Consider the following 25,522-nt stretch of genomic DNA (forward strand, 5'->3'; position numbering starts at 1 on the left):
GGCTTTAATTGACAAGCGCGACCCCGTCGTTTCAGATGCTGGCAATTGGCTGGCTTTCTGCCGGTGTTCTGGGGTTGTATGTCGATTCTCGAGTTGTTCTTCATCATGGGCGCGGATCCTAGTGTCCTCGTGCTCAGTCGCTATGATCCCGAACTGGTGCTGTTGTCGCTGGCCATCGCCGTATTCGCCGCCGGTATGGCGCTGCAACTGGCTGGCGAGGCCCGCAACAGTTCCCACCCCGTCGCCCGGCAAGTCACCATCTTTACCGGTTCGCTCGCGCTCGGCGGTGGCATCTGGGCCATGCACTTTCTCGGTATGCTCGCTTTCGAGCTGTGTGCGGCGGTGCGTTTCGACCTGGGTATCACGCTGCTGTCCATGCTGCCGAGCCTGGCAGCCTCCTGGGTCGCCCTGAGCCTGTTGGCGCGGCGTGATCTGAGCCTCCTGCAATTGTGCGTGGGCGGTGTGCTGGTTGGTGCTGGTATTGGTGCCATGCACTACAGCGGCATGGCGGCGATGCAGATGGCGCCGCTGCTGCGTTATGACCCCTGGATGTTCGCCTTGTCGATCGTCGTGGCCGTCGCTCTGGCCATCGTCGCGCTGTGGGTGCGCTTCGGTCTGGAGGGGCGCCTGCCGACGCGCTGGTCGTTGCTGATCAGTGCGCTGGTCATGGGCCTGGCAATCAGCGGTATGCACTACACCGGCATGGCAGCGGCACGCTTCGTCGGTACGCCGGAGTCGGAGGCACCTATGGCGGTGGTCGACAGTGGCTACATAGCCGTCGCCATCACGCTGCTGACCGTTGCTCTTACGATATTCGTGGTGTCGGTCAACACGCTGCTGCGATACCGCCGAATGAGCCACCAGCTCAAGGCCAGTGAGCAGCACCTGCGTTCGATTTTCGATACCGCGTTGGATGCCATCGTCACCGTCGACCATACCGGCACCGTACGTTCGGCCAACCGTGCAGTCTCGCAGTTGTTCGGCTGGGAGCCACAAGCGTTGGTGGGCAAGCATATGCGCTCACTGATGCCTGCTCGCTATGTCGGTGAGGTGGAGAAACTGCTGGCCGACTACCTCAGAACCGGTCGACTGACGCTACCGGCGGGGGAGCAGGAGCTGATCTGTCTGACCCGTGAGGGCGCGGAAAAACCGGTGCGTATCAGTGTGGGCATTACCCACGCAGGTAGCCGCCCACTGTTCGTGGTGTTCGTCGCTGACATCAGCGAAAGGCAGCGCATGGAGAAGGCCCTGCGCAGCAGTGAGCAGCAATATCGCTCGCTGATCAGCAATATTCCCGGAGTGTCTTTCCGCTGCCTGCTGGATCGTGATTGGACCATGCTGTTCATCAGTGACGCAGTGCAGAATCTGACCGGTTGGAGTGCCGACGATTTCATCAGCCAGCGCTGCTCGATAGCCGATCTGTATCACCCGGATGACTACCAGACCACTGCCGATCAAGTGATCGCTGCCATCGAGCAGGGGCGCAACTACACGGTCGAGTACCGTTTGTTCGATCGCGAGGGCAACGAGCACTGGATCTGGGAAAGCGGCAGCGCTGTCTGCGACGAGCAGGGCTTGCCGCGCTGGATCGACGGGGTTTTGCTCGATCAGACCGAAACCAAACGACGTAATGCCGAGTACGAAGGCAAGGTCACGGCGATCAGCAAGGCCATGGCGCTGATCGAGTTCGACCTCGATGGAAACATTCTGGACATCAACGACAATGCCCTGGCGTTGTTCGGTTATGAGCGCGACGAGGTGATTGGTCATCATCACGCCATGTTCTGCTACCCGGATCAGGTCGCCAGCGATACCTACCGCCAGGGGTGGGCCGACCTGCGAGCTGGCCAATTCCGCACGGGCGAATATCGCCGTAAAGGCAAGGATGGACGTGAGGTCTGGATCCAGGCCAGCTACAACCCGATTCTCAACACCGACGGCAAGCCATTCAAGGTGGTCAAGCTGGCCACCGACCTGACCCCGCGACGCCTGATGGAGCAGGAGCTGCGCGCCGCCCGTGACCGTGCCGAGGCCGCCGCCGCAGCACGCAGCAGCTTTCTGGCCAATATGAGTCATGAAATCCGTACGCCGATGAACGCGATCATCGGTTTCACCGACTTGCTGCTGGAAACGCCGCTCTCCAGCGAGCAGCGGCGTCATCTAAGTACCGTGCAGCACTCTTCGCGCTCGCTGCTGGGGCTGCTCAACGACATCCTCGACACCGCCAAGCTCGACCGCGGCGCCATCGAGCTGGAGCAGCTGGATTTCTCCCTGCGTGAACTGTGCGAGCAGGTCATCGCCAGCCAGCGCCTGGCCGCCGAAAGCAAAGGCCTGCAATTGCACCTGGATTACCCGGCAACCGTCACCGACTTCTTCTGTGGCGACCCGCTGCGCTTGCAGCAGGTGCTGACCAACCTGCTTGGTAATGCGGTCAAGTTCACCCTGCGCGGTGAGGTGTGTCTGAGGGTGACGGGCGAGCCGGGAGCTATGCGTCTGTCGGTGAAGGACACCGGTATCGGCATTGCCGCCGATCGACTGGAAAAGATCTTCGAGCCCTTCGCTCAGGCCGATGCCTCGATGAGTCGACGCTTTGGCGGTACCGGCCTCGGCACCACCATCTCTCGGCAACTGGTCGAGTTGATGGGCGGTCGTTTGCGGGTGGAAAGCACCGAGGGGCAAGGCAGCTGTTTCAGCGTCGAGCTACCGCTGCGTGCCGGCAAGCGCCTGGCCTCGCAACAGCGCGCGGTGCTGCCGGAGCTGGGGCCGTTGAACATCCTGGCCGCTGATGATGTGCCGCAGAATCTCGAGCTGCTGCAGTTGAGCCTGGAGCATTTTGGCCATCGCGTGCGCTGCGTCGCCGATGGTGAAAGTGCGTTACAGGCTTTCACCGAGGAGCGCTTCGACCTGATCCTGATGGATGTGCAGATGCCGGGTGTCGACGGTCTGGAAGCCTCGAGGCGTATTCGTCAGTTGGAGGCCGCCGAGGCCTGGGAGCCGATACCGATCATTGCCTTGACCGCCAGCGTGCTCGATCAGGATCGCCAGGCTGCGCTGGATTCGGGGATGAACGCCTTCGCCTCGAAACCGCTGGATCTCAATGCGCTGCTTTGGGAAATCGCGCGCCTGCTCGGCTTGACCGATGTACCCAGTGCGGTGGTCAGTGCCACCCGCGTTACCGAGGATGGTTTGTTCGACTGGGTGCGTGGCAGCAACCTGTGGGGCGGGCCGTTGCGCATGGCGCAGGCGATCGCAGCCTTCGTTGATGAACAGCAGACCTTGGTGGCGCGCCTGAGCCAACTGTTGGAGGAGCACGACTGGAGTGAGGGCAGGGCCCAGGCGCACCGTCTATATGGCGCCGCCGGAAACCTGGCTCTGACCCACCTGACCACGCTGGCGCAGGCGCTCGAGCAGGCGTTCGAGGCGCAGGACGAGAATGTGCTGCGTGCCTTGCTCATGGAGCTGGAGCAGGCCTTGCGGGCTGTCAGGGACGTAGTGCCGCAGGTGCCTCAGTCGTCTGCGATAGATTCCGCGACGGCCGATCTGGGCATGTTGCGTGAGCTGGTGGGCCAACTGCGGCATGCGCTGGAGCGCGGTAGCCTGGACGATGAGACCCTGGCAGCCATGGAGCAGGCGGTGCGTGGTACTGCCTACAATGCAGCCCTGAACGATATCCGTCAGGCACTGGATGACTTCGATTTCGATCTGGCGTTGACGATGCTGGATCAACTGTTGCGGCAATTGCAAGACGAGGAAACGACCCCATCATGATCACCGCTGCCGACACTCGTCCGCTGTTACTGCTGGTCGATGACGAACCCATCAACCTGCAGGTGCTGCGGCATATCCTGCAGGAGGACTATCGCCTGTTGTTCGCCAAGGAGGGGCCGCGTGCCCTTGAAATGGCCGAGCGCGAGTTGCCGGATCTGATCCTGCTCGATGTGATGATGCCGGGCATGACGGGCTATGAAGTGTGCGAGCAGCTCAAGGCTAACCCGCTGTTGCAGGCGATTCCGGTGATCTTCGTTACCGCCCTCGGTGATGTCGACGACGAGACACGTGGCTTTGAAGTCGGTGCCGTGGACTACATCACCAAGCCGGTCAGTCCACCCATCGTGCGTGCCCGGGTGCGTACCCATCTGTCCCTGGTTGGGGTCGAGGAACTCAGACAGACCCGTCTGCAGATCGTCCAGCGCCTCGGCATGGCGGCCGAGTACAAGGACAACGAGACCGGCCTGCACGTCATCCGCATGAGTCATTTCTCCAAGGTATTGGCGCTGGCCGCCGGTTTTAGCGCAAGTGCCGCCGAGGAATTGCTCAACGCCGCACCGATGCACGATGTCGGCAAGATCGGTATCCCCGACGCCGTGCTGCGCAAGCCGGGCAAGCTCGATGATGCAGAGTGGCAGGTGATGCGTCAGCATGTGGAGATTGGTGCGCGGATCATTGGCGAGCACAGTTCGGGGCTGTTGCGCACGGCGCAACTGATCGCTCTGTCGCACCATGAGAAATGGGATGGCAGTGGTTACCCCAATGGCTTGAAGGGCGAGGAGATTCCCCTTGAGGGCCGTATCGTCGCTATCGCCGATGTGTTCGACGCGCTGACCAGCGTGCGCCCTTACAAGCAGGCCTGGACCGTGGAAGCGGCGGTCGACTTCCTGCGTGAGCAGAGTGGGCGTCACTTCGATCCGGGTCTGGTCGAGCTGTTCATCGCCTGCCTGCCCGAAATTCTGCAGATCAAGGAGCGCTGGGCCGAGCAGCCCGCTGCTTGAAATGTCCTGTGCAAATCCGCTGCATCGCGGATTTGGTCATTACCGCCGACGCGGCTATTGTTAGGGGCCTACCATTGCCAAGGGCAGGCCTCACCATGCAGAAGAAGACACTGGTTCCCCTGTTGTGCGCGGCATTCGCCGGTCTTGCCGATGCGGCCGTCGTGACCAAGACGGTTGCGTACGAAATCGATGGCGAAGCGTTCGAAGGCGTACTGGTTTACGACGACTCGGTGACCACGGCGCGTCCCGGTCTCCTTGCCGTACCCAGCTGGATGGGTGTCAATCAGGACACCGTCGCTAAGGCCGCGCGTGCGGCGGGCGACAAGTACGTGGTATTCGTCGCCGATATGTACGGCAAATCCATTCGTCCCAGCAATGCCGAAGAGGCCGGTGCCGCGGCAGGTGCGGTGCGAGCTGACCGCGCGCTGATGCGCAAACGTGCCCAGGCTGCGGTCGAGGTGCTCAAGGCACAGAGCAGCGAAGTGGCGCTGGATGTCAGCAAGCTGGGCGCTATTGGCTTCTGCTTCGGCGGTGGCACGGTGCTGGAACTGGCCCGCTCGGGGGCGCCGCTGAAAGGCTTCGTCTCCTTCCATGGCAACCTGGACACGCCCAACCCAGCCGATGCCAGGAACATCAAGGCGCCGGTACTGGTGCTGCATGGCGCGGACGATCCAGCCGTGCCGCAGGAGCAGGTCGACGGTTTCATCGCTGAAATGAAAGCGGCCAAGACCGACTGGCAACTGGTGAGCTACGGCGGTGCGGTGCACTCGTTCACCAATCCCAAGGCCAACGTACCGGGGCGCAACGAGTACCACCCGGTGGTGGCCGCACGGGCTTTCAAGGCGATGAATGATCTGTTCGATGAGGTATTCGCCGAGCAGTGAAACCAGGCTTTATCACGCACTGAACGAAAGGCTGCGCCCATTGGGCGCAGCCTTTTTTCATCTTACTTCGCGGGCAGGACGGCGATATCGATGATGCCGTCCGGCAGGTCGGCGATGTCGCCCAGGGTAGTCGGCTTGCCACTGGCCAGATCCAACTGGTGCAGGGTCTTGCCGGTCAGCACGTAGGCCGTGTTGCCACCTTTGCCATCGCTGGCGATATCCATGGCAGCCGCCTTGAGGCCATCGGCGACCTTGCCGACCACCTGCTGCACGCCGTCGTTTGGCGGGTTCTGCAGCATCAGGCTGCCGCTGGCCAGGTCGATGTTGTAGAGCGCGGTGCTCTGGGTGCCGGCATAGGCGTTGGTGTAGGCGCCGGCGACCACCTTGGGTTGCTTGCCGGCATAGGGGCCATCGGCGGCGTAGGCGAGCTTGCCGTCTACGGCCACTTCACCGGTGTCGACATTCACCCGCAGGCTGGTGCCGTCCGGGCCGAGCAGACGCAGGCGGTCGGCCACCGGGTTGAAATCGACCACGGCCTGGCCACTGCCGGACAGCGCGGTCTGCAGCTTGCTGCCTGCCGTGGCCTTACCGCTGGCTGCGTCCAGGGTGTAGAGCTGATCGGTGCCGCTCAGGGCATAGAGCTGGCCGCTGGACGGGCGTACATCCAGGCCGCGCAGGTCGCTGGCGCCACTGACGGCCATGCTGGCGGTGACCTTGAGGCTGGCGACATCGACCTTGAACAGTTTGCCATCGGTGCCGAGCGCGAGCAGTTCGGTGGCGCTGGCGGCACCTGCGCTCAGGGTCAGCAGGCCGGCGGTGCAGAGGGTAGTGATGCGTTTCATGGTTGTTCCTCATAAAGGTTTCAGCATCGAGACGAAGCCAGCTGGCCGGCTTCGCAGGTGCCTCGACGAAACACCTGTGAGCTATACCCGCGAGGAACGGGGTTGGATGTCGGCGGATGAAAATATTTTTTCGGCAGGGGTCAGGCTGTTTGCAAGGTTGCCGGCCGGGTGGCCGGCAATCTGCTCAGTTGGTGCTGGCCAGCACGGCACGGCCGATATATAGCACCGGTCCGCTGGGACGGTTGTAGGGTGAACCACCGGCTGGCTCGAGCGTCAACTCGAACAGTTGGCCGGCTTGCACCGCGCCGATCTGCTCAGCTGGCAGACGCAGCGGTTGGCCAGCTTCGACCAGGCCCAGCGAGCGTGGGCCGTCGGCTGGATCAATCAGCGTCCAGAACTGCAAGGCGCGGCCTTCAGGTACCTGATCGGCGACCAGAGGGTCGAGCGAGAGCGTGCCATCGCTGCTGACCTGGATGACCCAGCCCGGTTTGGCGGCTTCGCCCGGCTGTTGCAACACCACGGTGTAGCGCTCGCCGGATATATCCGGGGCGCGCAACAGCGGCATCAACACGGCGACCAGCAGCGCCATGGCCAGCGCGGCAGCGGTCAGGCGCCAGGTCAGCAGGCTGTTCCACCAGTAGGCCAGGGGGCTGTCGCGTGGCGCATCGTGCAGGCCAAGACTCTGCCGAATGCGGGGCCAGAGTGCCGGGGAGGGGGCTTGTGCCGGCAGCTGGTCGCTGAGGTCGAGAAAGTGCCGCTCCCACTCCAGGGCCATGCGGGCGGCCTGCTCATCGTTTTCGAGCAACTGGCGCACTTCGGCGGCTTCGTGCTCGTCGAGCAGGCCGAGCAGATATTCGCCAATCAGGGCGCGGCGTTCTTCGGGATCGTGCGGAATCATGCTTGCAGACACTCCTGCAGCGCGCGCAGGCCGGCGCGGATACGGCCTTTGATGGTGCCCAGCGGTGTGCTCAGGCGACTGGCGATCTGCTCGTGGGTCAGGCCACGGTAGAAGGCCAGCAGAATCGGGTGACGGCGCGGCCTTTCCAGGCGCTGCAGGCAGTTGCGCAGCAGGCGCTGCTCGGCTTGCTCCAGCGCCTGCGCTTCGGCCTGTGGGCTATCGTCCAGCACGCGCTCGAAGAACTCATCGTCTACCTCGGCATGCCGGCCGCCACTGCGCAGGGCATTGAGGACGCGGTAGCGCAGAATGCTGTGGATCCAGGCGCGGCCGCTGCCCAGCTCGCGTCGAAAGCGCGCGGCGTGTTGCCAGATGCGCACGAAGGCGTCGTGCAGGCAGTCTTCGGCAATATCGCGCCGGCCCAGCATGCTGATGGCCAGGCCGAGCAATTGCCCGGCTTCTTGCCGATAGAGCGCCTGGAAGGCTCGTTCGTCACCGCGTGCGCAGGCTTCCAGGGTACTTTCGTAGTCGAACTCGCGATCTGCCATGGGTCATCCGTTGGCCTGAAAAATCCGCATGCAGCTTATACCCGGCAAGCGAGCCTCTGGATCACGCAGGCGTAACAAAAAATTGTGCGATCGGCTGATGCGAAGGTACGGCGTTTACCGACGCGGCAAGCCAACCTCAGGAGTCGTCCTGCATCTCGGCAATGGCCGGTGGATAGTCCATCTCCACCTCTTGCTCGGAGTACACCGGAGTACTGAGCGACGGGTCGGTCAGTACGGCGCGTATGCGATAGCGCGCGGGAGGTAGTTCGGGAAAGAAGGGTACATAGCCGTCATTGCCCTGCCTGTCCGGGTGATAAATGAGGAACTGGCCATTACGGCTCTCGATGTAGTTGTCGTCGAGCAACTCACCTTCGCCCTCACGCGCCTCGATGCTGTAGTTGACGCTGTAGAGGCGATGGCTGTAGTGCGTGCCATCGTCTGCGGTGAACAGCAGGTGGACTTCGGCCTGATCCAGCGTGGGGATACTGGGGCCGAGATTCAGTGTGAAGTTGGCGTCTTGCGGGTCGGAGAAGTCGCCCATGCTCAGGGTCAATCCATCCGGGTGCGGTGCTGCGTTGTAGCCTTGATGCAGGTCGTAGGCAGCATCGAGCGAAACCCAGCGCTCCAGCGGGCCTTTACGTGATGCATAGCGAATCTGCAGCCAGCGGCCCTGTTGATCCAGTACCTCGCAGACGTCGCCCTGAATCAGGTAGGCCTTGGTTCGGCTGGCTTCGTTCGGTCGTTCATGCAGATACAGGCGCGAGCTGGGCACCGTCCAGGTCTGCGACTGATCGTCGTCGTCCAGCGCGCGGCTGGCGACGACCTTGCCCTGCTGGTCGAACGTCCTTTCGAAAATCGGAAAAAACACGTAGGGATAGTCCGGGCTGTAGTCATGGCGTAACTGCAGCGCTTTATAGCGCCAGGGAGCACCGGACTCATCGAAACGGTAGGCGTCGTAGAACCAGCGCGGCCCACTACGGCAATGGCTGTACAGGGCGCGCTCGTCCTTGTTGGGGTGCAGCTCCGATAACTCCGAGCAGTTGGCGTTCTCCAGCAACTCGACTGGCATGTGCAGGTGCTCGAAGCGTTGCAGAGCCGGGTGATAGAGATAGAGGTGGTAGACGGAGTTGACCATCCCAACCGGTACGCGGATGGCCAGATCGGGATGGCCGTCGAAATTGTAGTCATCGACATCGAAGCTGGGCGCCTCTGCATCGTTGCCCTCGGGAATGCTCAGCTCGATCCGACTACCGTCGGGTTGCCGCAGGAAGTAGAGCTCACCCTGCCGTTCCACCTGAGCGTGCAGTCCTGGTTCCGGTTCGAGACTGGGCAGGTCAGCGAGGGCGCAGGCGGGTAAGCAGAGCAGGGCGGCGAGAGAGCGAGGCAGGAGCAAGATGACAGTCCTTTGCGAAGTTGACAGGCGCCGCCTGGCGCCTGGATTTCATGAGCGCTTCAGCGTGGCAGTTCGATGCGCGTGGTTTCGCCAGGTACTTGCGGCCAGTCGCCAGCGGCCCAGCGCTGGCGCGCCTGGTCGATCAGCTCCGCGGTGGTGGCGACGAAGTTCCAGTTGATCCGCCGCGGGCCGATGGGCTCGCCGCCGATCAGGGCCAGGTGGCATTCACCGCAGGCGCTGAGCACGGGCGTTTCACCTTCTGGAATGACGGCCATGGTGTGTTTGGGCAGGGGCTCACCATCGAGCTCCGCTTCGCCATCGATCAGGTACAGGGCGCGCTCGCTGTGTTCGGTCGGGATCAACAGATTGGCACCAGCCGCCAGGCGCAGTTCGGCATACAGGGTCGGTGAACGCACCGGAACCGGCGATTCGAGGCAGAAGCCGCTGCCGGCGATCAGGGTGATCTGCACGCCCATGGCGTCGCTGCGTGGCAGCGACGCAGCCGGGTGGTGGCTGTAGGCCGGATCGCACTGCTCGTCAGCCTCCGGTAGCGCCAGCCAGACCTGCAGGCCATGGGCTCGCTTGTTCTGCCCGACCTGCTCGGCCGGAGTACGTTCGACATGGGCGACCGCGCGCCCAGCAGTCATCCAGCTGACGTCGCCCGGACCCACCAGTTGATCCGAGCCCAGGCTGTCCTTGTGCTGCAACTGGCCTTCGAACAGGTAGGTGAGGGTGGACAGGCCGATATGCGGATGCTGGGCGATGTTCATGCCGCTGCCGGCCGGGTAGGCCTTCTCCAGCATGTGATCGAAGAACACGAAGGGCCCGATGCTGCGAAAGCGTGCCGAGGGCAGGGGGCGCAGGATGGGTTGGCCAGCGATGTCCTCGGCACGTGGACGAATCAGTTGCAGCTGGCTCATGCCGAGGCTCCAGCCAGGCGGGTCTCGACCTGAATGTCGGTGGTGGTCATCAGCTTGTGGATCGGGCATTTGTCGGCGACGCGCAGCAATTGCTGGCGCTGGGCGTCGTCCAGCGGGCCTTTGAACGACAGCTCGACGATCAGGTGGTAGTTGCCGTCGCGCTCTTCGCTGTCGTCACGCTCAACGCTGACATCGATGCCTTCCAGTGGCAGGCCGCGCTGGCGCGCATAGAGCAACAGGGTCATGGCCTTGCAGGTGCCGAGCGAGGCGTCGAACAGGTCATGCGGATCGGGGCCGGCTCCTTCTCCACCCAGCTCGGGCGAGACGTCGCCAACGAGCTGGTGCGAGCCAATTTCGATCTGCTGCTGCAGACCCTTGTTGTTATGAATACGGATCATGGCGCTTCCTGGTAGGCGTGACGGCAATGCCCGTCAGCCTATCTCAGGCAGGTCTGCTCACACCAGTGCAGACAGGCGCACATCGGCGCCCAGCACGCGCAGCAGACGCCCCTGGCCGTCGACGATAGGCACCGACACGGTGAAGCAGAAGTCATCGGTTGCCGAGGAGCGGTAGACCTGGGTGATATGGCTGTCCATCCGTTCGGCCACGGCGCGAAACCAGGGGCGCTGGCTCCAGTCGCGGCCACGACAACTGGCCTCTTCACTGTGCCTGACATCAGCGGCGAAGATGTTCTCGGAAATCTGCACGCCGCGGTTGTCGACCAGGTAGAACAGCTCGAAACGACTGTCGCGCGCCAGCGTATCGGCAAGCAGTCGTTCGGCCGTTGCCACGTCGCTGGCCAACTCGGGACGCGTGGCCAGTTGCTCGACGCTGGCGCGCACGGCTGCGTGGATTTCCAGGCGGAAGTCGCCGAGTCCGGCGAGCAGGCGATCACCATCCTCGCGCACCGCCTGGCTGTGATGCAGTACCTGGCCTGCTTTGCCGAGTAGCTCAGCGGCGACCTGGGCGATGTTCTGCACGTCGCCGTTGATCGAGCGCACGGCCTGGCCGATCTGCTCGGTGCCAGCGGCGATCTGGCCGACCTGGCCATCCAGGCGATCCATGGCCTGGCGCGTGCTGTCCAGCCCCTCACTGACGGCGACAATGCCGACGCGGCCATCGGCCACGGCCAGGTTCATGTGCTGGCCGGCATCGCCAAGCTGCTGCATGCCCTCGCGAAAGCGCTCGATGATGTCGCTGACCTGGCCGGTGGCCTCCGTGGTATGGCCGGCCAGGCGCCGTACTTCCTCGGCGACCACGGCAAAGCCGCGACCGTGTTCGCCAGCGCGGGCGGCTTCGATGGCGGCGTTCAACGCCAGCAGATTGGTCTGTTGGGAGATGCTGGCGATCACACCGATGACCTTGCTCACTTCATCGAGCTGCCCAGCCAGTTGCTGGATCACCTGAGCCAGCTGCGCTTCGCTGGCATCGATCACTTCGACCTGGCGGAGCACGGCCTGGCCGCTCTGTTGGCAGTGGTGCAGGGTGGCGGAGACTTCGGCGGACAGGCGCGCGACTTCGCCGGCGCCGGGCACCAGCTCGGCGTCCAGGGTGGTGGTGACCTGCTCGCTGGCGCTGGCGATCAGCTCCGAGGATTGCGCCAGCGTCTGTCCGCTCTGCTGGTTGGCTGCGGCGATGCGGGCCAACTGCGGCGCATGCGCGGCGATGCCAACGGCGGCACCGAGGCTGACGCGGATACGTTGCTGGAGGCTGGCGCTGAAGTCATTCAGGCGCACCATCCACTGATAGTCTTCCGGGAGGCGAGTCGTGAGGTCGTGCTGTTGGAACAAAGCATCCAATGCGGCCTCGTCCTGGGCCTTGCGAGCGGGCTTGCGCAGCAACTGCAACATGGTGATTCCCCTATCTGGTCTACCTCGGACACTGCAAGCGAGGTGCCATCATTGGCTGGCGTTTCCAGGGTGATCCTGGGCTGTTAGTCAGCTATCGATGTGCTGGTTTGGTGCGCATATGGCTTGTGCGCTCCATATGAGGGCTTGGGCTGGCTGGAGTGGATGAGCACTCGTCGAACTTGCGCAGCGGGTCGGCGGTCTATGCTGCTCGTACCGTCAGGAGGACTCGCCTTGCTCACATCTCGAACGATGCCATGGATACTTGCGCTCAGCGCCGCGATTGCGTGCAGCGCCCAGGCCCGCGAATACCGTTACAGCGATGCCCATCTGCATTATGTCGACTTTTTCCAGGAAAGCGCCGGCATGGATGAGTTGCTGGAGAAAATGGCGGAAAACAACGTCGATCATGTGATGTTCTCCGGTATTCCGGTGGCCAAGAAGTGGGACGAGGACGAGCCCAAGCGTCCGCGTTATTACGCTGGTGATGACGCCAATGCCTACTGGTACAGCGCCACCGACGTGTTTATCGCAGATGCCTACAAGCGCCTGCCTGCCGAGCAGCGCAAACGGTTCCACCCGTTTCTGTCCGGCTTCAACCCCAACGACAAGAATGCTGACGCGCATATCCGCCGCATGCTGGAACTCGACCCCGGCCTGTGGCAGGGCATCGGCGAGGTCTTCACTCGGCATGACGATCTCACCGCGCTGATTCACGGCAGTGCGCCGCGGGCCAACAACGAGGCGTTGGCGCGGGTGTTCCACCTGGCCGCCGAGTATGACCTGCCGGTGATGCTGCATTCGAACATCACCTCCAAGCGTGAGCGCAATCCGCTCTATCTGGAGGAGATCGAGGCGCCGCTGCGCAATCACCCGCATGTGCGTTTTATCTGGGCGCATGCCGGCACCAGTGCCGAGATTCATCGTCACCAGGAGAAGCTCGACTTCCTCCTGGAGACCCTGGAACGCATGCTCGGCCAATACCCGAACCTGTATATCGACCTGTCCTGGACCATGCTGCGGCCTTACTTGCTGGACGAGAGCGGCAAGCCTGATCCGAAGTGGGTGCATCTGGTCAGCAGTTATCCAGAGCGTTTCATGCTGGGCTCGGATGTGGTCGGGCGCTTCGGTAGCCTGGGTGATTACATGAGGGGTTTCGACCCTTTCCTCGATGCGTTACCCGAGGATGTGGCACACAAGGTGGCACGCGACAACTTCCTCTCCGTGCTGCCGCGCAAGGTGCAGGCCGAGCTGGATCGATAGCGCGACTGTCATCAGGCTGTCACTCGGGCGTCATAGGCTCGCGCTCATCTCAACGAGGAGCGCACCATGCATTACACCCGAGTGGCCATGATGGCCGGTCTATTCGCCTGGGCAGGTCTGAGCCAGGCTGACGTCCGTGTCGAAGGGCCGGTGGAATACGGCATCTTCAGCAGCCAGTATCAGGATTCTCAGCCTGGCGAGCGGGTGCTGACCCGCAGCAATCAGGACATCGAGCGCACCGAGCAGATTCCCGCCAAGCTCGGCACCAAGTTCGGCATGCGATACAGCCTGGCCGGCAAGCGTGAGGGTGATATCCCGTTGACGTTGCTGTACCTCACGCCAGGCGTTGTCACCCCGGATGGTCAGCGCCACGACAAGTTCGAGGTGCAGCAGAGGCTGGTAGTCGGTGCGCCGCAGGACGTGATGGCCTTCGAATTCACCGAGCATCACGAAGTGGTGCCCGGTGAATGGCATTTCATCGTTTATCAGGGTGACCGCAAGCTGGCCGAACAGCGTTTCATGGTGCGCTGATCAGAGCAGGATGATCGCCCAGGTCAGGGCGATCATCAGCAGCGCGACCATTTGCGCCGCACTGCCCATGTCCTTGGCCTGCTTGGACAGTGGGTGCAGGTTCAGCGAGATGCGGTCGACCACCGCCTCGATGGCGGAATTGAGCAGCTCCACCACCAGCGCCAATAGCGGCACCAGCATCAGCAGCGCGCGTTCGGCGCGGCCGACATCGACCAGGCAAGCCAGTGGCAGCAGCACCAGGTTCAACCATACCAGTTGGCGGAACGCGGCTTCGCCCTGGTAGGCCGCGCGCAGCCCGGCTAGCGAGTAGCCTGTGGCGTCGAAGATGCGCGCCAGGCCTCGGCGGCCCTTGAATGACAGGGCGTCCAGATCGGGGCTGTCGTTCATGATTGCAGCCTACCCCATGGATCGTTCAGCGCATGCTGATAAGCCTGGCGCAGGTAGAGCATGTCCGCTTCAGGCATGCTGCCGCCGTGGCGTTGCAGCTGGCCAAGATCACGCCGCGAAGCACTGGCAATCCGCCAATGCCGGCGGCTTTTCTCAAGATCCAACAGGGCGACGTCCACATCACCGTCGCTGCGAGCTTTGACGAACAGATGCTTGGCGTAGCAGCAGCCATGCTGCCATCCACCCAGGTGCAGGCGCGCCAGGGTTACCGCCAGGCGTTGCAGCATGGTCTGGTTAAGCCTTGGCGCATGCGCGTCTTCATACCACTGCTCCAGGCTGACGAAACCTGGCAGGGCTTCGGTTACCAGCAGCGCCTGCCACTGCCCGCTCTGCTTGCGTGCCGCGCAGTAGACGATGTTCGGTGTGCGAATGCCGAGACGGGCCAGGGCGCGGTAGGCCTGCAGCTCTCGCAGGATGGTCGGTCGTCCCAACGGGTGACGCAGCGAGCGGTAGAGATGTCCGCTCTGGCGTTTGCAGTAGAGCAGGGGGCGATTGCTGTCCCAGTGCTGCAGGCGGCTGACGCCGCTTTCACCACCACGGCGCTGATTGGCCGGTTCGACCGGCTCTCCCAGGCTATGCCACCAGCGGTCGAATTCGGTCGAGGGCAGGGCGGTCAGTGCTTGTTCGCTGAGCATTCCCATATCAGTTCACCTTGCGCAGGACGTAGGTGCGCCACATGGCATAACCGGGCAGGAAGTCCAGATGGCCGAGAATCACGAAGCCGGCCTGGCGGAATTCTTCCTCCACGGTCGAGCGCGCGACGACGAAGCGATTCTGGTTTTCCGCGGCACGGCCTTGAGCCGTTCTGCGAGCTTCAAGGCGACGGCGTTTCCAGGCTTTGTAGTTGCCGTCGACCCATAGCGAGACGATCACCGTATCGCGACTGACGCGATGAAACTCGCGGAGGATGGCCAGGCGGTGTTCAGCCGACTCGATGTGGTGCAGCAGGCGGATACAGAAGATGCAGTCCACCGCATTGGTGCCCAGTTCGATATCGAAGGCCGAGGTACGGAAGCTGTTGATCCGTGCCACCACCTCAGGCGTTTGTGCGGCGCGGGCGGTGGCGATCATGTCGGCCGAGTTGTCGGCGGCGAAGATCACTCGGTTCGGCTGTTCGCAGAGCATCGGCCAGAAGCGTCCGGCACCGCAGGGCAGGTCGAGCACCAGGTTCGGCTCATCGGCCATCTGCAGCGCACGGCGCGCCACCTGCACGTCGCGCCAGTGCGACAGGCGCCGGGCCAGGCCATCCTGATGCTTGTGCAGGTATTGCTGGGCGTGCTCGAAATCGTACTTGCGAGAAAAGTCCAGTTCGATGGGGCTAGGCTTGGGCATGACGAACGTCCCTTGATGGATACGCTCGTCACCCTAAAGAGCTGGGCATCAAGGCCGCGTCAAAGGGGCGTGAAAATTTCGTCAAGCGCCACTGCTCAGGGTGACCCGGAAGCGGGTATGGCCTGGTTCGCTCTGCAAGCTGACGCTCCAGCCTTGCTTGGCGCAAATCCGTTTGACCAGCGACAGCCCCAGTCCGAGCCCCTCGCCACGTGCTTGCGAGCCGCGCACGAAAGGCTGGAAGATCCGCTCGTGCTGCTCGGCAGGGATGCCGGCGCCGCTGTCCTCGATACGAAACGCTCCCGACTCAAGGATCAGGCGCACACTGCCGTTTTCGGTGTAGTGCAGAGCGTTGCGCAGCAGGTTGGCCATCACCGTGCCGAGGAAGGTGGCGTTGTAGCGGCCACCGTCCTGGCCTTCCTCGATCAACTGGAAATCCAGGCCTTTCTCTTTCATCAGCGTGCCCCAGCGGCTGGCTTGCTCATGGGCGACGGCGGCCAGGGTTCGGTCGCCGACGAACACGGCTTCGTTGCTCTTGTCACGCGCCAGTTGCAGAAAAGTCTGTACCAGCTCGCGCATTTCCTCGCTGGCGCGGGCGATGCGTGCCAGTTGTTCTTTCTCGCGCGATCCCAGTGGGGCCTCGGCAAGCAGTTCGCAGGAGGTGGCGATGACCATCAGCGGTGTACGCAGTTCGTGACTGACATCGCTGGTGAACAGGCGCTCGCGTTCCAGTGAATGACGCACCTGGCCCAGCGTGCTATCGAATGCAGCAGCCAGTTGGCCGATCTCGTCGTCGGGGTAATCCGGTGCCAATGGAGGGGCCAGCGGGTGCAACTGGTCGCGATGACGTACCTGCTGGGCCAGGCGGCTGATCGGCGTCATGACCTTGCGCGCCATCACCAAGCCCAGGCCCCAAGCGGCGATCACCGTCAGCAGAAAGCCCGCCAGCACCACGTTGAACAGCGCATTCTCGCGAGCTTCGAATTCCTGCTGTTCCTGCACCAGCATGTAGGTCTCGCCGTTGATCTTCTGCACGTAGACGTAGAACGCCTCGTTGCCGCTGACCACTTCGTTGAACCCCTCCTGCAGGCCGCTGTACTGCTCGGGAATCAGGTATTGATCGTGGTAGGAGGAGAAGAACTGCGTGCTGCTGTCCAGGCGTGGCGGGCGACCTTGGCGAATATCCTCGTTCAGGGTCTCGCCCAGCTCGCGGCTCATCTCCTGGGAAACCAGATGCTCCTCGATGAAATGCACCACGCCGACGATGCTCAGCGAGAACAGCCCGCTGACCATCACCGTCATCAGTACGAAGGCGATCAGAATCCGGCGCTGGAAGGGCTGCTTAGACAGCATCGGCGGTCTCCGCCAGGCGATAGCCGACGCCGTGGATGGTGTGCAGCAGTGGCGTCGGGAAGGGCTTGTCGAGCACCTGGCGCAACTGATGAATGTGGCTGCGCAGGCTGTCGCTGTCCGGACAGTCGTCGCCCCATAGGGCTTCTTCCAGGGCTTCGCGGCGTACCACGGCCGGGCTGCGTTGCATGAGGATGGCCAGCAGCTTGAGGCCCAGCGGGTTGAGCTTGAGCAACTGGCCGGCGCGGCTGACATGCAGGGTGTCGAGGTCGTAGCTGAGGTCGGAGACCTGCAGCTGACGTTTACGGCTGCCGCGGCTGCGGCGCAGGATCGCCTCGATGCGTGCCACCAGTTCGGACAGGGCGAAGGGCTTGATCAGGTAGTCGTCGGCGCCGGCGTTGAGGCCCTGCAGGCGGTCATCCAGCGCGTCGCGTGCGGTGAGCATGAGGATCGGCACCTCGCTGCGACCATCCTCGCGCAGGCGCTTGCACACCTGGTAGCCGTCGATGCCGGGCAGCATGATGTCCAGCACGATCAGGTCGTAGTGGCCGCTGCTGGCCAGGTGCAGGCCGCTCAGGCCGTCCTGCGCGCAGTCGACGGAGAAGCCCTTGAGCTGCAAATAGTCGAGTACGTTGGCGAGGATGTCTCGGTTGTCTTCGATGACCAGAATGCGCATCGCAGGTTATTCCTGGGTTTGACGATTTTTTCACACGGCTTTGACGAGAGGCTCACAGCTCGCCTCGCAGACTGCGGCTCGTTCATCCTACAAGGATCATACGATGCCACGGCTCCATTACGCGCAACTTCGTTATCTGTCGATCATTCTGCTGGCCTGGCTGGCGGTTTTCTTCCTCACTCGCAGCGTGTTGTTGATCGCGCATCTCGGCGATGCCGGTGTCACCCTGCCGAACCTGTTTGGGCTGTATGGCGTCGGCCTGATCTATGACCTGAGCTTTCTGGTCTACGCCGCCGCGCCGCTGGCGCTTTACTTGCTGCTATGTCCGGCCTGGTTGTGGCAGCGCCGCTGGCATCAGCGCCTGCTGATCGTCCTGGCGGCCGTCAGCCTGTTCGCGATGTTCTTCACTGCGGTGGCCGAATGGCTGTTCTGGGACGAGTTCGGCGTGCGCTTCAACTTCATTGCCGTGGACTACCTCGTCTACTCCAAAGAGGTCGTCGACAACATTCTCGAGTCCTACCCGATCTATCCACTGCTGGCGCTGCTAGCGGCCTTGGCCATCGGTTTGACCGTAGCGCTGCGCCGGCCGCTGAGCGCTGCGTTGCAGGCGCCGCGTTTGCCTCGACTGCGCGCGGCCTATGCATTGCTCATGCTGGTATTGCTGGTCGGGCTGTGCAGTGGTTTGGTCGGTCAGGACGCGCCGCGTAGTCTCGGTGGCAACACCTACCAGCGTGAGCTGGCGAGCAATGGCCCGTACCAGTTTTTCGCTGCGTTTCGTAACAACGAGCTGGACTACCAGCAGTTCTACGCCACCCTGCCTGACGCCGCGGTGGCCGAACAGTTGCGTGCCGAGGTGACCGAGCCCAATGCCCGGTTCATCGGTAGCGACCCGCAGGACATCCGCCGGGTAATCGACAACCCCGGTCCGCCGCGCCAGCTCAACGTGGTGTTGGTCACCATCGAAAGCCTCAGTGCCAAGTACCTGGGCAGTTTCGGTGATAACCGTGGCTTGACCCCGAATCTCGATGAGCTGCGCAAGCACAGCCTGACGTTCACCAATTTCTACGCCACAGGAACGCGAACCGATCGTGGTCTGGAGGCACTGACCCTGTCTGTACCGCCGACACCGGGACGCTCCATCGTCAAGCGTATCGGCCGCGAATCTGGTTACGCCAGTCTGGGACAGCAATTGGGCGCTCAGGGGTACGACAGCGTCTTCGTCTATGGCGGGCGCGGCTACTTCGACAACATGAACGCCTTCTTCGGTGGCAATGGCTATCGCATCGTCGATCAGAGCAGTGTCGATGAGGCCGAGATGAGCTTCCAGAATGCCTGGGGCATGGCCGACGAGGATCTCTACCATCAGGCGCTGAAGGTGGCTGATAGCGACCATGCGGCCGGCAAGCCGTTCTTCCTGCAACTGATGACCACCTCCAACCATCGGCCCTACACCTACCCGGACGGGCGCATCGACATCGCCTCCGGCGAGGGGCGTGAGGGCGCGGTGAAATACACCGACTACGCCATCGGCCAGTTCCTTAAGCAGGCGCGCAGCAAGCCCTGGTTCGATAACACGCTGTTCGTCTTCGTCGCGGACCACACTGCAGGCAGTGCCGGGCGCGAGGATCTGCCGGTGGCCAACTACCAGATCCCGCTGTTCATCTACTCGCCCAGGTACGTCAAACCGGCGGAGTACACCGACGTGGCCAGCCAGATCGACGTGGCGCCGACGCTGCTCGGGCTGCTCAACCTGGACTATGTCTCCACCTTCTTTGGTCGCAACTTGCTGCGCGCCGACCATGCCCCCGGGCGGGCGCTGCTCGGCAACTACCAGCACCTGGGCCTGTTCGACGGGCAAAACCTGGCAATTCTCAGTCCGCGCCAAGGAATGCGTCGTCACGACGATGCTCTGGGGCTGAGTCATGAGTGGCAGGTGGATGGCGCTGATCCGCTGTTGCGTCGCGACATCGCCTACTACCAGGGCGCCAGTCATGCTTTCGGCAAGCGGCTGATCGCCTGGCAACCAGAAGCCCAACCGGGCCAGCAGCTCAGTCAGCGTTAAGGAGTAAAGATGTCGTCTCGTTATTTCGACTTTCGCCTTGCACTGGGCATTCCGCTACTGCTGATGGCGCTATTGTTGTTAATCGATCCCAGCCCCATGGACTTCGCCCTGGCCCGGCTCTTCTACGAACCCGGCCTGGGGTTCATCGGGCGCAGTAGCTTCTGGCTCGAAGACATCCTGCATGACCGCGCCAAGCAGGCGGTGATCGTGCTGGGTGTGCTGGCCATCACCGGTTTTGTGCTCAGCCTGCTGCCGACTCGCTTGTGCGCCTGGCGCCGTCAGCTCGGTTACCTGGTGCTGGCGCTGGGCCTGTCGACCTCGGTAGTCACGCCGCTGAAGACGCTGACCGGTATGCATTGCCCCTGGAGCCTGAGTGAGTTTGGTGGCCAGGAGCAGTTCACCCCGCTACTGAGCGAACGTGCACCCACCGCCAACCCCGGCCGATGCTGGCCGGGTGGGCATGCCTCGGCAGGATTCTCGCTGCTGGCACTGTTCTTCGTCTTGCGCGACCGCCGCCCGCGTGCCGCGCGAATCGCGCTGGTGGTGGCGTTGGGGGTGGGTTCGCTGTTTTCCCTGGGGCGGATGTTGCAGGGCGCGCACTTTCTCTCGCACAACCTGTGGACGCTGCTGATCGACTGGGTGATCTGCGTGCTGACCTATCGCTGGCTGCTTTACCGAGCGCCTGTCGCACAAAGCGCAGGGAATCAGGTGGTCTGGGGAGAAACCTGCCGATGAACAGACTCCAACAGGGCTTGCGCCTGGCGTTGGCCGCCGTGGTTTTCTTCAGTGCGCTGTTGGCGCTGCCCCTGAGCATGGCGTGGGGCGCGACGACGTCGGCGGCGCCCCTGCAAGGCGTGCGCCCAGCCAACTGGGCACAGCCACTGGACACCCGCATCAACCTGTATCGCATGACGCCTGATCTGTATCGCAGCGCATTGCCGGCGGCGCGGGACTGGCCGCAGCTGCAGTCGCTCGGCATCGCCACGGTGATCAACTTCTATCAGCGCGGCGACGAGCAATGGTTGGGTGATCCGCGCGTTCATCAGGTACACCTGCCGCTACGCACCGATCGTATCGATGACACCGATGTCATCGAGGTGCTGCGCAGCATCCGCCAGGCGCAGAGTCGTGGCACGGTGCTGATTCATTGCAAGCATGGGCAGAACCGTACCGGGCTGATTGCCGCGATGTACCGGGTGATCTACCAGAACTGGAGCAAGGAACAGGCGCTGGCAGAAATGCGCGGTGGCGGTTTTGGCGGCGAGGAGCGCATGGGCGACGCCGAGCGTTACCTGCGCGAGGCCGACATTCCGGCGTTGCGTGCAGCATTGGCCACGGGGGCATGCAGCACCAGTGCGTGGGCACTGTGCGCGCTCAAGGATCGGCTGCTCGGCGCGATCGATGGGGTATGAAGCCATGAAGATCCCGCACTTACTGATCTGTGGCCTGTCGCTGCTAAGCTTGCTGGGGTGTCAGAGCCTGCGCGAGCAGATGCTGGCGGCCCATTATCCGCCGACCTTCGTCGATGGCTTCGAGGATGGTTGCAGCAGTGGGCGTTCGGCTGCTGGCCCGCTCGGTCAGTTCGACAAGGACGTACCACGTTACATGGCCGAGCCGTTGTATGCCCGCGGCTGGGAGGATGGCTTCCGCCAATGCGAAGACGTGCAGCGCATCGATGACTGGCAGGCGCGCCGTGAGGAGCAATGGCGCGACGACGAATGGCGACACCATGTCGACCAGGCGATGGCCAAGGCACTGCGTCGCTAGGGTTTTTCTTTTTCCTTGTCAAGAGTGAGGGAATTACGCCGATAAGCTCCCAGAGATTAGCCTAATCTCATCAGATCCTTCGACAGGTATGGCGAGGGATGATCTGATTTCCGCGCGCAATGGGAGTTGCACAAAATGTCGCTGCGTAATCTTTCTATCGCACCACGGGCTGCTTTGGGGTTCGGCCTGGTGGCTCTGTTGGTGTTGTTGCTCGGAGCCTTTTCACTTTACCAAATGACGGAAATGCGTAAGCAGTCCCTCGCCGTCAACGATAACTGGCTGCCTAGCGTGGTTGCGCTGGGAGATGTCAGCCAGGACATCCTGCGTTTGCGTGCCGTGACCCTGCGTCTGATGCTCAACCGCGAGCCGGATGAGTTGAAACGCAACCTGCAGCTGACCGATGACCTTCGTTCGCAACTGAGTACGGCTGACTCGACCTACGAAAAACTCATTTCCAGTCCTGAAGAACGTGCGCTCTATGAGGGTTTTCGCCGTTCCGAAGCCGGCTATCTGCAGGAACAAGGCAAGATCGTCGCGTTCGTCCGGCAAGGCAACTTCGATGATGCCATTGCCGTGACCCGTGGCACGCTCAATAAGCATGCCGACGAGATGACACGCGCTTTGCGCGATCTTGCCAACCTCAACCGCAAGGGGGCTACTGATGCGGCGAATGAGGCGGGTGAGGTATTCGCCTCGGCACGCGTCTGGGTGATCTCGATGATCGTATTCGCCGCTCTGGCCACCGTGGTGCTGGCCATGTTGTTGACGCGCAGCATCGTGGCACCGCTGGCGGAAGCCGTGCGCGTGGCCGAGAGAGTGGCCTCTGGTGACTTGACCCAGGCGATCCAGATCGAAGGCCGCGATGAGCCGGCGCGTCTGCTGGGCGCGCTGAAAAATATGCAGCAAAGCCTACGCGCGACCATCCAGAGCATTTCCGATTCCTCCAATCAACTGGCCTCGGCCTCCGAGGAGCTGCATGCCGTCACCGAGGATTCGACCCGCGGGCTGCATCAGCAGAACACCGAGATCGAACAGGCCGCCACTGCGGTCAACGAGATGACCGCGGCGGTGGAGGAGGTGGCGCGCAACGCGGTCAGCACCTCCGAGGCTTCGCGCGAGTCCAACGTCACGGCTCAGCAGGGACGTGAGCAGGTGCGGCAGACCGTCGATTCCATCGGCCAACTGGCGGCCGATGTCACCACCACCTCGACGGAGGTGGAACAACTGGCCGAGCGCGTGCGTGAGATCAGCAAGGTGCTCGACGTGATACGAGCCATTGCCGAACAGACCAACCTGCTGGCACTCAACGCCGCCATCGAGGCTGCCCGTGCCGGCGATGCTGGTCGCGGCTTTGCCGTGGTGGCCGACGAGGTGAGGGCTCTGGCGCATCGTACTCAGCAGTCGACCCAGGAAATCGAACAGATGATCGGCGGTATCCAGGGGGGAACCGAGCGCGCCGTCAGTGCCATGCAGAACAGCAATGGCCGCGCCCACTCAACCCTGGAAGTGGCGCAGGCGGCCGGTGTGGCGCTGGAGCAGATCACCCAGGCGATTGCCTCGATCAACGAGCGCAACCTGGTGATTGCCAGTGCGTCCGAGGAGCAGGCGCAGGTGGCCCGCGAGGTGGATCGTAACCTGGTCAACATTCGCGATCTGTCGATGCAGACCTCGGCAGGTGCCAACCAGACCAGTGCGGCGAGTCAGGAGCTGTCGCGGCTGGCGGTCGATTTGAACAATCTGGTGGCGCGCTTCAAGGTTTGACGCGCTGTGGCTGACCCCTAAACGAAAACGGCGCCCGAAGGCGCCGTTTTCTTTACCGCAGCAGTTACTTGCCGGCCCAGCGCTTGAGCACCAGGGTGGCGTTGGTGCCGCCGAAGCCGAAGCTGTTGCTCATCACGGTGTCGAGCTTGGCGTTCTCGACGGTGGTGAGCTGGATCGGCATGTCGGCTACTTCCGGGTCGAGTTCGTCGATGTTGGCCGACGCGGCGATGAAGTTGCCTTCCATCATCAGCATGCAGTAGATCGCTTCCTGTACGCCGGCAGCGCCCAGGCTGTGGCCGGACAGGCTCTTGGTCGAGCTGATGGCCGGGGCCTTGTCGCCGAACACTTCACGTACGCCACGAATTTCGGCGACGTCGCCGACCGGCGTGGAGGTGCCGTGAGTGTTGAGGTAGTCGATCGGCGTGTCGACGGTGGCCAGCGCCTGCTGCATGCAGCGGATCGCGCCTTCGCCGCTCGGGGCGACCATGTCGTAGCCGTCGGAGGTCGCGCCGTAACCGACGATTTCCGCGTAGATCTTGGCGCCGCGGGCCAGGGCGTGTTCCAGTTCCTCGACCACGACCATGCCGCCACCGCCGGCGATGACGAAACCATCACGCTTGGCGTCGTAGGCGCGGGAGGCTTTCTCCGGGGTTTCGTTGTACTGGGTGGAGAGGGCACCCATGGCGTCGAACAGGCAGCTCTGGCTCCAGTGCTCTTCCTCGCCGCCACCGGCGAAGACCACATCCTGTTTGCCGAGCTGGATCTGCTCCATGGCCTGGCCGATGCAGTGTGCGCTGGTGGCGCAGGCTGAGGAGATGGAGAAGTTGACGCCCTTGATCTTGAACGGAGTGGCCAGGCACGCCGATACGGTGCTGCCCATGGTGCGGGTCACGCGGTATGGGCCGATGCGCTTGACGCCTTTCTCGCGCAGGGTATCGATGGCTTCCATCTGGTTGACGGTGGAAGCACCACCGGAACCGGCAATCAGGCCGGTACGCGGGTTGGAAATCTGCTCTTCGCTGAGGCCGGAGTCCTTGATCGCCTGTTCCATCGACAGATAGGCATAGGCCGCAGCGTCGCCCATGAAACGGAACAGTTTGCGGTCGATCAGTTCTTCCAGGTTCAGGTTGACCGAACCGGAGACATGACTACGCAGACCCATTTCGGCGTAGGAGGGGTTGAAACGGATGCCTGATTTGCCCGCGCGGAGGCTGCCGGCAACGGCTTCTTTGTCATTGCCCAGGCAGGAAACGATGCCCAGACCGGTGATCACGACACGACGCATGTGCAAGTCCTTCAGAAACTGTCGGTGGAGGTGAACAGGCCGACGCGCAGGCCTTCGGCGCTGTAGATCTCGCGCCCATCGACGGCCACGGTGCCATCGGCGATGCCGAGGATCAACGAGCGGCTGATGGTGCGCTTGATGTGAATGTTGTAGGTGACCTTCTTGGCGGTCGGTAATACCTGACCAAAGAATTTCACTTCGCCGCTACCCAGAGCACGGCCACGGCCAGGGTTGCCCTGCCAGCCGAGGTAGAAACCAACCAGCTGCCACATGGCATCGAGGCCGAGGCAGCCGGGCATGACCGGGTCGCCTTCGAAGTGGCACGCAAAGAACCACAGATCCGGATTGATATCGAGCTCAGCGACGATTTCGCCCTTGCCGTACTTGCCGCCGGTCTCGCTGATATGAACGATGCGATCGATCATCAGCATGTTCGGGGCGGGCAGTTGCGCGTTCCCCGGGCCGAAGAGTTCGCCGCGGCTGCAGGCGAGCAGTTCTTCCTGGGAATAGGCGTTTTGTTTTGTCATGCGAGCTCCTCAATTGTCCCCATGCTTCTAAGGCTGGGCGAATCGTCCTGGCCGGCCCCCGCTTGGGGCGTCTGCCGGCAGCCTAGTCATAGACTGTTGCGTTGTGGTGAAAGTCACAGTCGGTGAGTACAGTTGTACTCCGCTGCCTGTGCATTGTCACATTAGGGTCTGTTTCCGTTTCATTCGCGAGCCGCGTTGCTGCGAGAAATGGCCCCCGGTTAGGCGCAGAACGCCGGTAATGGCCGCCCCTTGCCAAGTCCTGCACAACTGCGGGGGCATTTCCCGCGAAGCCCGTAGGGCCGGGCCTGTTTTGTCGCGATGCGGCGTGACTCGATGGCTCATCTGGGCGACCAAACTTCGCATCTCGCGCCTTGCCTCGCGACAAAACAGGCTCCGGCGCGGCCACGAATGAAACGGGAACAGACC

At 62.7% G+C, this 25,522-nt stretch carries 24 protein-coding genes; 10 read left to right on the forward strand and 14 right to left on the reverse strand.

Annotation, left to right across the window (positions count from 1 at the left end; all coding sequences use genetic code 11):
* Window positions 1-45 precede the first annotated feature (45 nt).
* The 3 genes from C7A17_RS22610 (at window position 46) to C7A17_RS22620 (ending at window position 5,653) form a co-directional block, all read left to right on the forward strand.
* Window positions 46-3,768 (forward strand): PAS domain S-box protein, encoded by a 3,723-nt coding sequence (locus C7A17_RS22610; protein WP_234035837.1) that lies wholly within the window; start codon window positions 46-48, stop codon window positions 3,766-3,768.
* Window positions 3,765-4,769 carry an HD-GYP domain-containing protein gene (locus C7A17_RS22615; RefSeq protein WP_106740791.1) on the forward strand — a complete coding sequence of 335 codons (1,005 nt, stop codon included), beginning with the start codon at window positions 3,765-3,767 and terminating at the stop codon, window positions 4,767-4,769. The genes C7A17_RS22610 and C7A17_RS22615 overlap by 4 nt, the downstream gene beginning before the upstream one ends.
* A 95-nt stretch (window positions 4,770-4,864) precedes the next feature.
* Window positions 4,865-5,653, forward strand: a complete 789-nt coding sequence (locus C7A17_RS22620) for a dienelactone hydrolase family protein (RefSeq protein ID WP_106740794.1) — start codon at window positions 4,865-4,867, stop codon at window positions 5,651-5,653.
* 62 nt (window positions 5,654-5,715) lie between these two features.
* Here C7A17_RS22620 and C7A17_RS22625 read toward each other — a convergent pair whose 3' ends face one another.
* The 7 genes from C7A17_RS22625 to C7A17_RS22655 form a co-directional block, all read right to left on the reverse strand.
* The gene (locus C7A17_RS22625; protein ID WP_106740796.1) at window positions 5,716-6,495 is read right to left on the reverse strand and encodes a DUF4394 domain-containing protein; all 780 of its coding nucleotides are present in this window, start codon (window positions 6,493-6,495) and stop codon (window positions 5,716-5,718) included.
* A gap of 184 nt (window positions 6,496-6,679) precedes the next feature.
* Window positions 6,680-7,393, reverse strand: a complete 714-nt coding sequence (locus C7A17_RS22630) for an anti-sigma factor (RefSeq protein WP_106740799.1) — start codon at window positions 7,391-7,393, stop codon at window positions 6,680-6,682.
* Window positions 7,390-7,938 (reverse strand): sigma-70 family RNA polymerase sigma factor, encoded by a 549-nt coding sequence (locus C7A17_RS22635; protein ID WP_106740802.1) that lies wholly within the window; start codon window positions 7,936-7,938, stop codon window positions 7,390-7,392. The genes C7A17_RS22630 and C7A17_RS22635 overlap by 4 nt, the downstream gene beginning before the upstream one ends.
* Before the next feature lie 136 nt (window positions 7,939-8,074).
* The gene (locus C7A17_RS27135; protein WP_234035838.1) at window positions 8,075-9,331 is read right to left on the reverse strand and encodes an XAC2610-related protein; all 1,257 of its coding nucleotides are present in this window, start codon (window positions 9,329-9,331) and stop codon (window positions 8,075-8,077) included.
* A 59-nt stretch (window positions 9,332-9,390) separates the two neighbouring features.
* Window positions 9,391-10,251 carry a pirin family protein gene (locus C7A17_RS22645; protein WP_106740805.1) on the reverse strand — a complete coding sequence of 287 codons (861 nt, stop codon included), beginning with the start codon at window positions 10,249-10,251 and terminating at the stop codon, window positions 9,391-9,393.
* Window positions 10,248-10,649 carry an OsmC family protein gene (locus C7A17_RS22650; protein ID WP_106740807.1) on the reverse strand — a complete coding sequence of 134 codons (402 nt, stop codon included), beginning with the start codon at window positions 10,647-10,649 and terminating at the stop codon, window positions 10,248-10,250. The genes C7A17_RS22645 and C7A17_RS22650 overlap by 4 nt, the downstream gene beginning before the upstream one ends.
* Before the next feature lie 57 nt (window positions 10,650-10,706).
* Window positions 10,707-12,101: a methyl-accepting chemotaxis protein gene (locus C7A17_RS22655; RefSeq protein WP_106740810.1), complete on the reverse strand. Its 1,395-nt coding sequence runs from the start codon at window positions 12,099-12,101 to the stop codon at window positions 10,707-10,709.
* 249 nt (window positions 12,102-12,350) lie between these two features.
* On the opposite strand from C7A17_RS22655, the gene C7A17_RS22660 reads away from it, so the two are divergent.
* Both C7A17_RS22660 and C7A17_RS22665 read left to right on the forward strand, forming a co-directional pair.
* Window positions 12,351-13,361, forward strand: a complete 1,011-nt coding sequence (locus tag C7A17_RS22660; protein ID WP_106740813.1) for an amidohydrolase family protein — start codon at window positions 12,351-12,353, stop codon at window positions 13,359-13,361.
* A gap of 66 nt (window positions 13,362-13,427) precedes the next feature.
* Window positions 13,428-13,892, forward strand: a complete 465-nt coding sequence (locus C7A17_RS22665) for a DUF3859 domain-containing protein (RefSeq protein ID WP_106740816.1) — start codon at window positions 13,428-13,430, stop codon at window positions 13,890-13,892.
* Here the strand turns inward: C7A17_RS22665 and C7A17_RS22670 are convergent, their stop codons facing one another.
* The 5 genes from C7A17_RS22670 to C7A17_RS22690 all read right to left on the reverse strand — a co-directional run bounded on the left by C7A17_RS22670 (window position 13,893) and on the right by C7A17_RS22690 (window position 17,694).
* A complete protein-coding gene (locus tag C7A17_RS22670; RefSeq protein WP_100547087.1) occupies window positions 13,893-14,279 on the reverse strand; it encodes a diacylglycerol kinase in 387 nt (128 codons plus the stop codon).
* Window positions 14,276-14,980, reverse strand: coding sequence for a lipopolysaccharide kinase InaA family protein (locus tag C7A17_RS22675; RefSeq protein WP_106740818.1), 705 nt, complete (start codon window positions 14,978-14,980; stop codon window positions 14,276-14,278). Before C7A17_RS22675 ends, C7A17_RS22670 begins: the two co-directional genes overlap by 4 nt.
* 1 nt (window position 14,981) lies before the next feature.
* Window positions 14,982-15,671 (reverse strand): class I SAM-dependent methyltransferase, encoded by a 690-nt coding sequence (locus C7A17_RS22680; protein ID WP_106740821.1) that lies wholly within the window; start codon window positions 15,669-15,671, stop codon window positions 14,982-14,984.
* 81 nt (window positions 15,672-15,752) lie between these two features.
* On the reverse strand, window positions 15,753-17,021 hold the full coding sequence (locus C7A17_RS22685; RefSeq protein WP_106740823.1) for a sensor histidine kinase: 1,269 nt from the start codon (window positions 17,019-17,021) through the stop codon (window positions 15,753-15,755).
* Complete coding sequence (locus C7A17_RS22690) at window positions 17,011-17,694, reverse strand: response regulator transcription factor (protein WP_106740826.1); 684 nt, start codon at window positions 17,692-17,694, stop codon at window positions 17,011-17,013. Before C7A17_RS22690 ends, C7A17_RS22685 begins: the two co-directional genes overlap by 11 nt.
* 103 nt (window positions 17,695-17,797) lie before the next feature.
* Here C7A17_RS22690 and C7A17_RS22695 point away from each other — a divergent pair, with 103 nt between their 5' ends.
* The 5 genes from C7A17_RS22695 to C7A17_RS22715 all read left to right on the forward strand — a co-directional run bounded on the left by C7A17_RS22695 (window position 17,798) and on the right by C7A17_RS22715 (window position 23,284).
* Complete coding sequence (locus C7A17_RS22695) at window positions 17,798-19,756, forward strand: LTA synthase family protein (RefSeq protein WP_106740829.1); 1,959 nt, start codon at window positions 17,798-17,800, stop codon at window positions 19,754-19,756.
* A gap of 9 nt (window positions 19,757-19,765) precedes the next feature.
* On the forward strand, window positions 19,766-20,491 hold the full coding sequence (locus tag C7A17_RS22700; RefSeq protein WP_106740832.1) for a phosphatase PAP2 family protein: 726 nt from the start codon (window positions 19,766-19,768) through the stop codon (window positions 20,489-20,491).
* Complete coding sequence (locus C7A17_RS22705) at window positions 20,488-21,168, forward strand: phosphatase domain-containing protein (RefSeq protein ID WP_106740834.1); 681 nt, start codon at window positions 20,488-20,490, stop codon at window positions 21,166-21,168. Before C7A17_RS22700 ends, C7A17_RS22705 begins: the two co-directional genes overlap by 4 nt.
* A gap of 4 nt (window positions 21,169-21,172) precedes the next feature.
* Window positions 21,173-21,523 carry a hypothetical protein gene (locus tag C7A17_RS22710; RefSeq protein WP_106740837.1) on the forward strand — a complete coding sequence of 117 codons (351 nt, stop codon included), beginning with the start codon at window positions 21,173-21,175 and terminating at the stop codon, window positions 21,521-21,523.
* Between the two features lie 135 nt (window positions 21,524-21,658).
* Entirely contained in the window at window positions 21,659-23,284 is a 1,626-nt protein-coding gene (locus tag C7A17_RS22715; RefSeq protein ID WP_106740839.1) for a methyl-accepting chemotaxis protein, read from the forward strand.
* Between the two features lie 64 nt (window positions 23,285-23,348).
* Here C7A17_RS22715 and fabB read toward each other — a convergent pair whose 3' ends face one another.
* Entirely contained in the window at window positions 23,349-24,569 is a 1,221-nt protein-coding gene (fabB, locus tag C7A17_RS22720; protein WP_106740842.1) for a beta-ketoacyl-ACP synthase I, read from the reverse strand.
* 11 nt (window positions 24,570-24,580) lie between these two features.
* The gene (gene fabA, locus C7A17_RS22725) at window positions 24,581-25,096 is read right to left on the reverse strand and encodes a 3-hydroxyacyl-[acyl-carrier-protein] dehydratase FabA (protein ID WP_106740845.1); all 516 of its coding nucleotides are present in this window, start codon (window positions 25,094-25,096) and stop codon (window positions 24,581-24,583) included.
* Window positions 25,097-25,522 lie beyond the last annotated feature (426 nt).

The organism is Pseudomonas mendocina (assembly GCF_003008615.1).
GTDB lineage: Bacteria > Pseudomonadota > Gammaproteobacteria > Pseudomonadales > Pseudomonadaceae > Aquipseudomonas > Aquipseudomonas mendocina_C.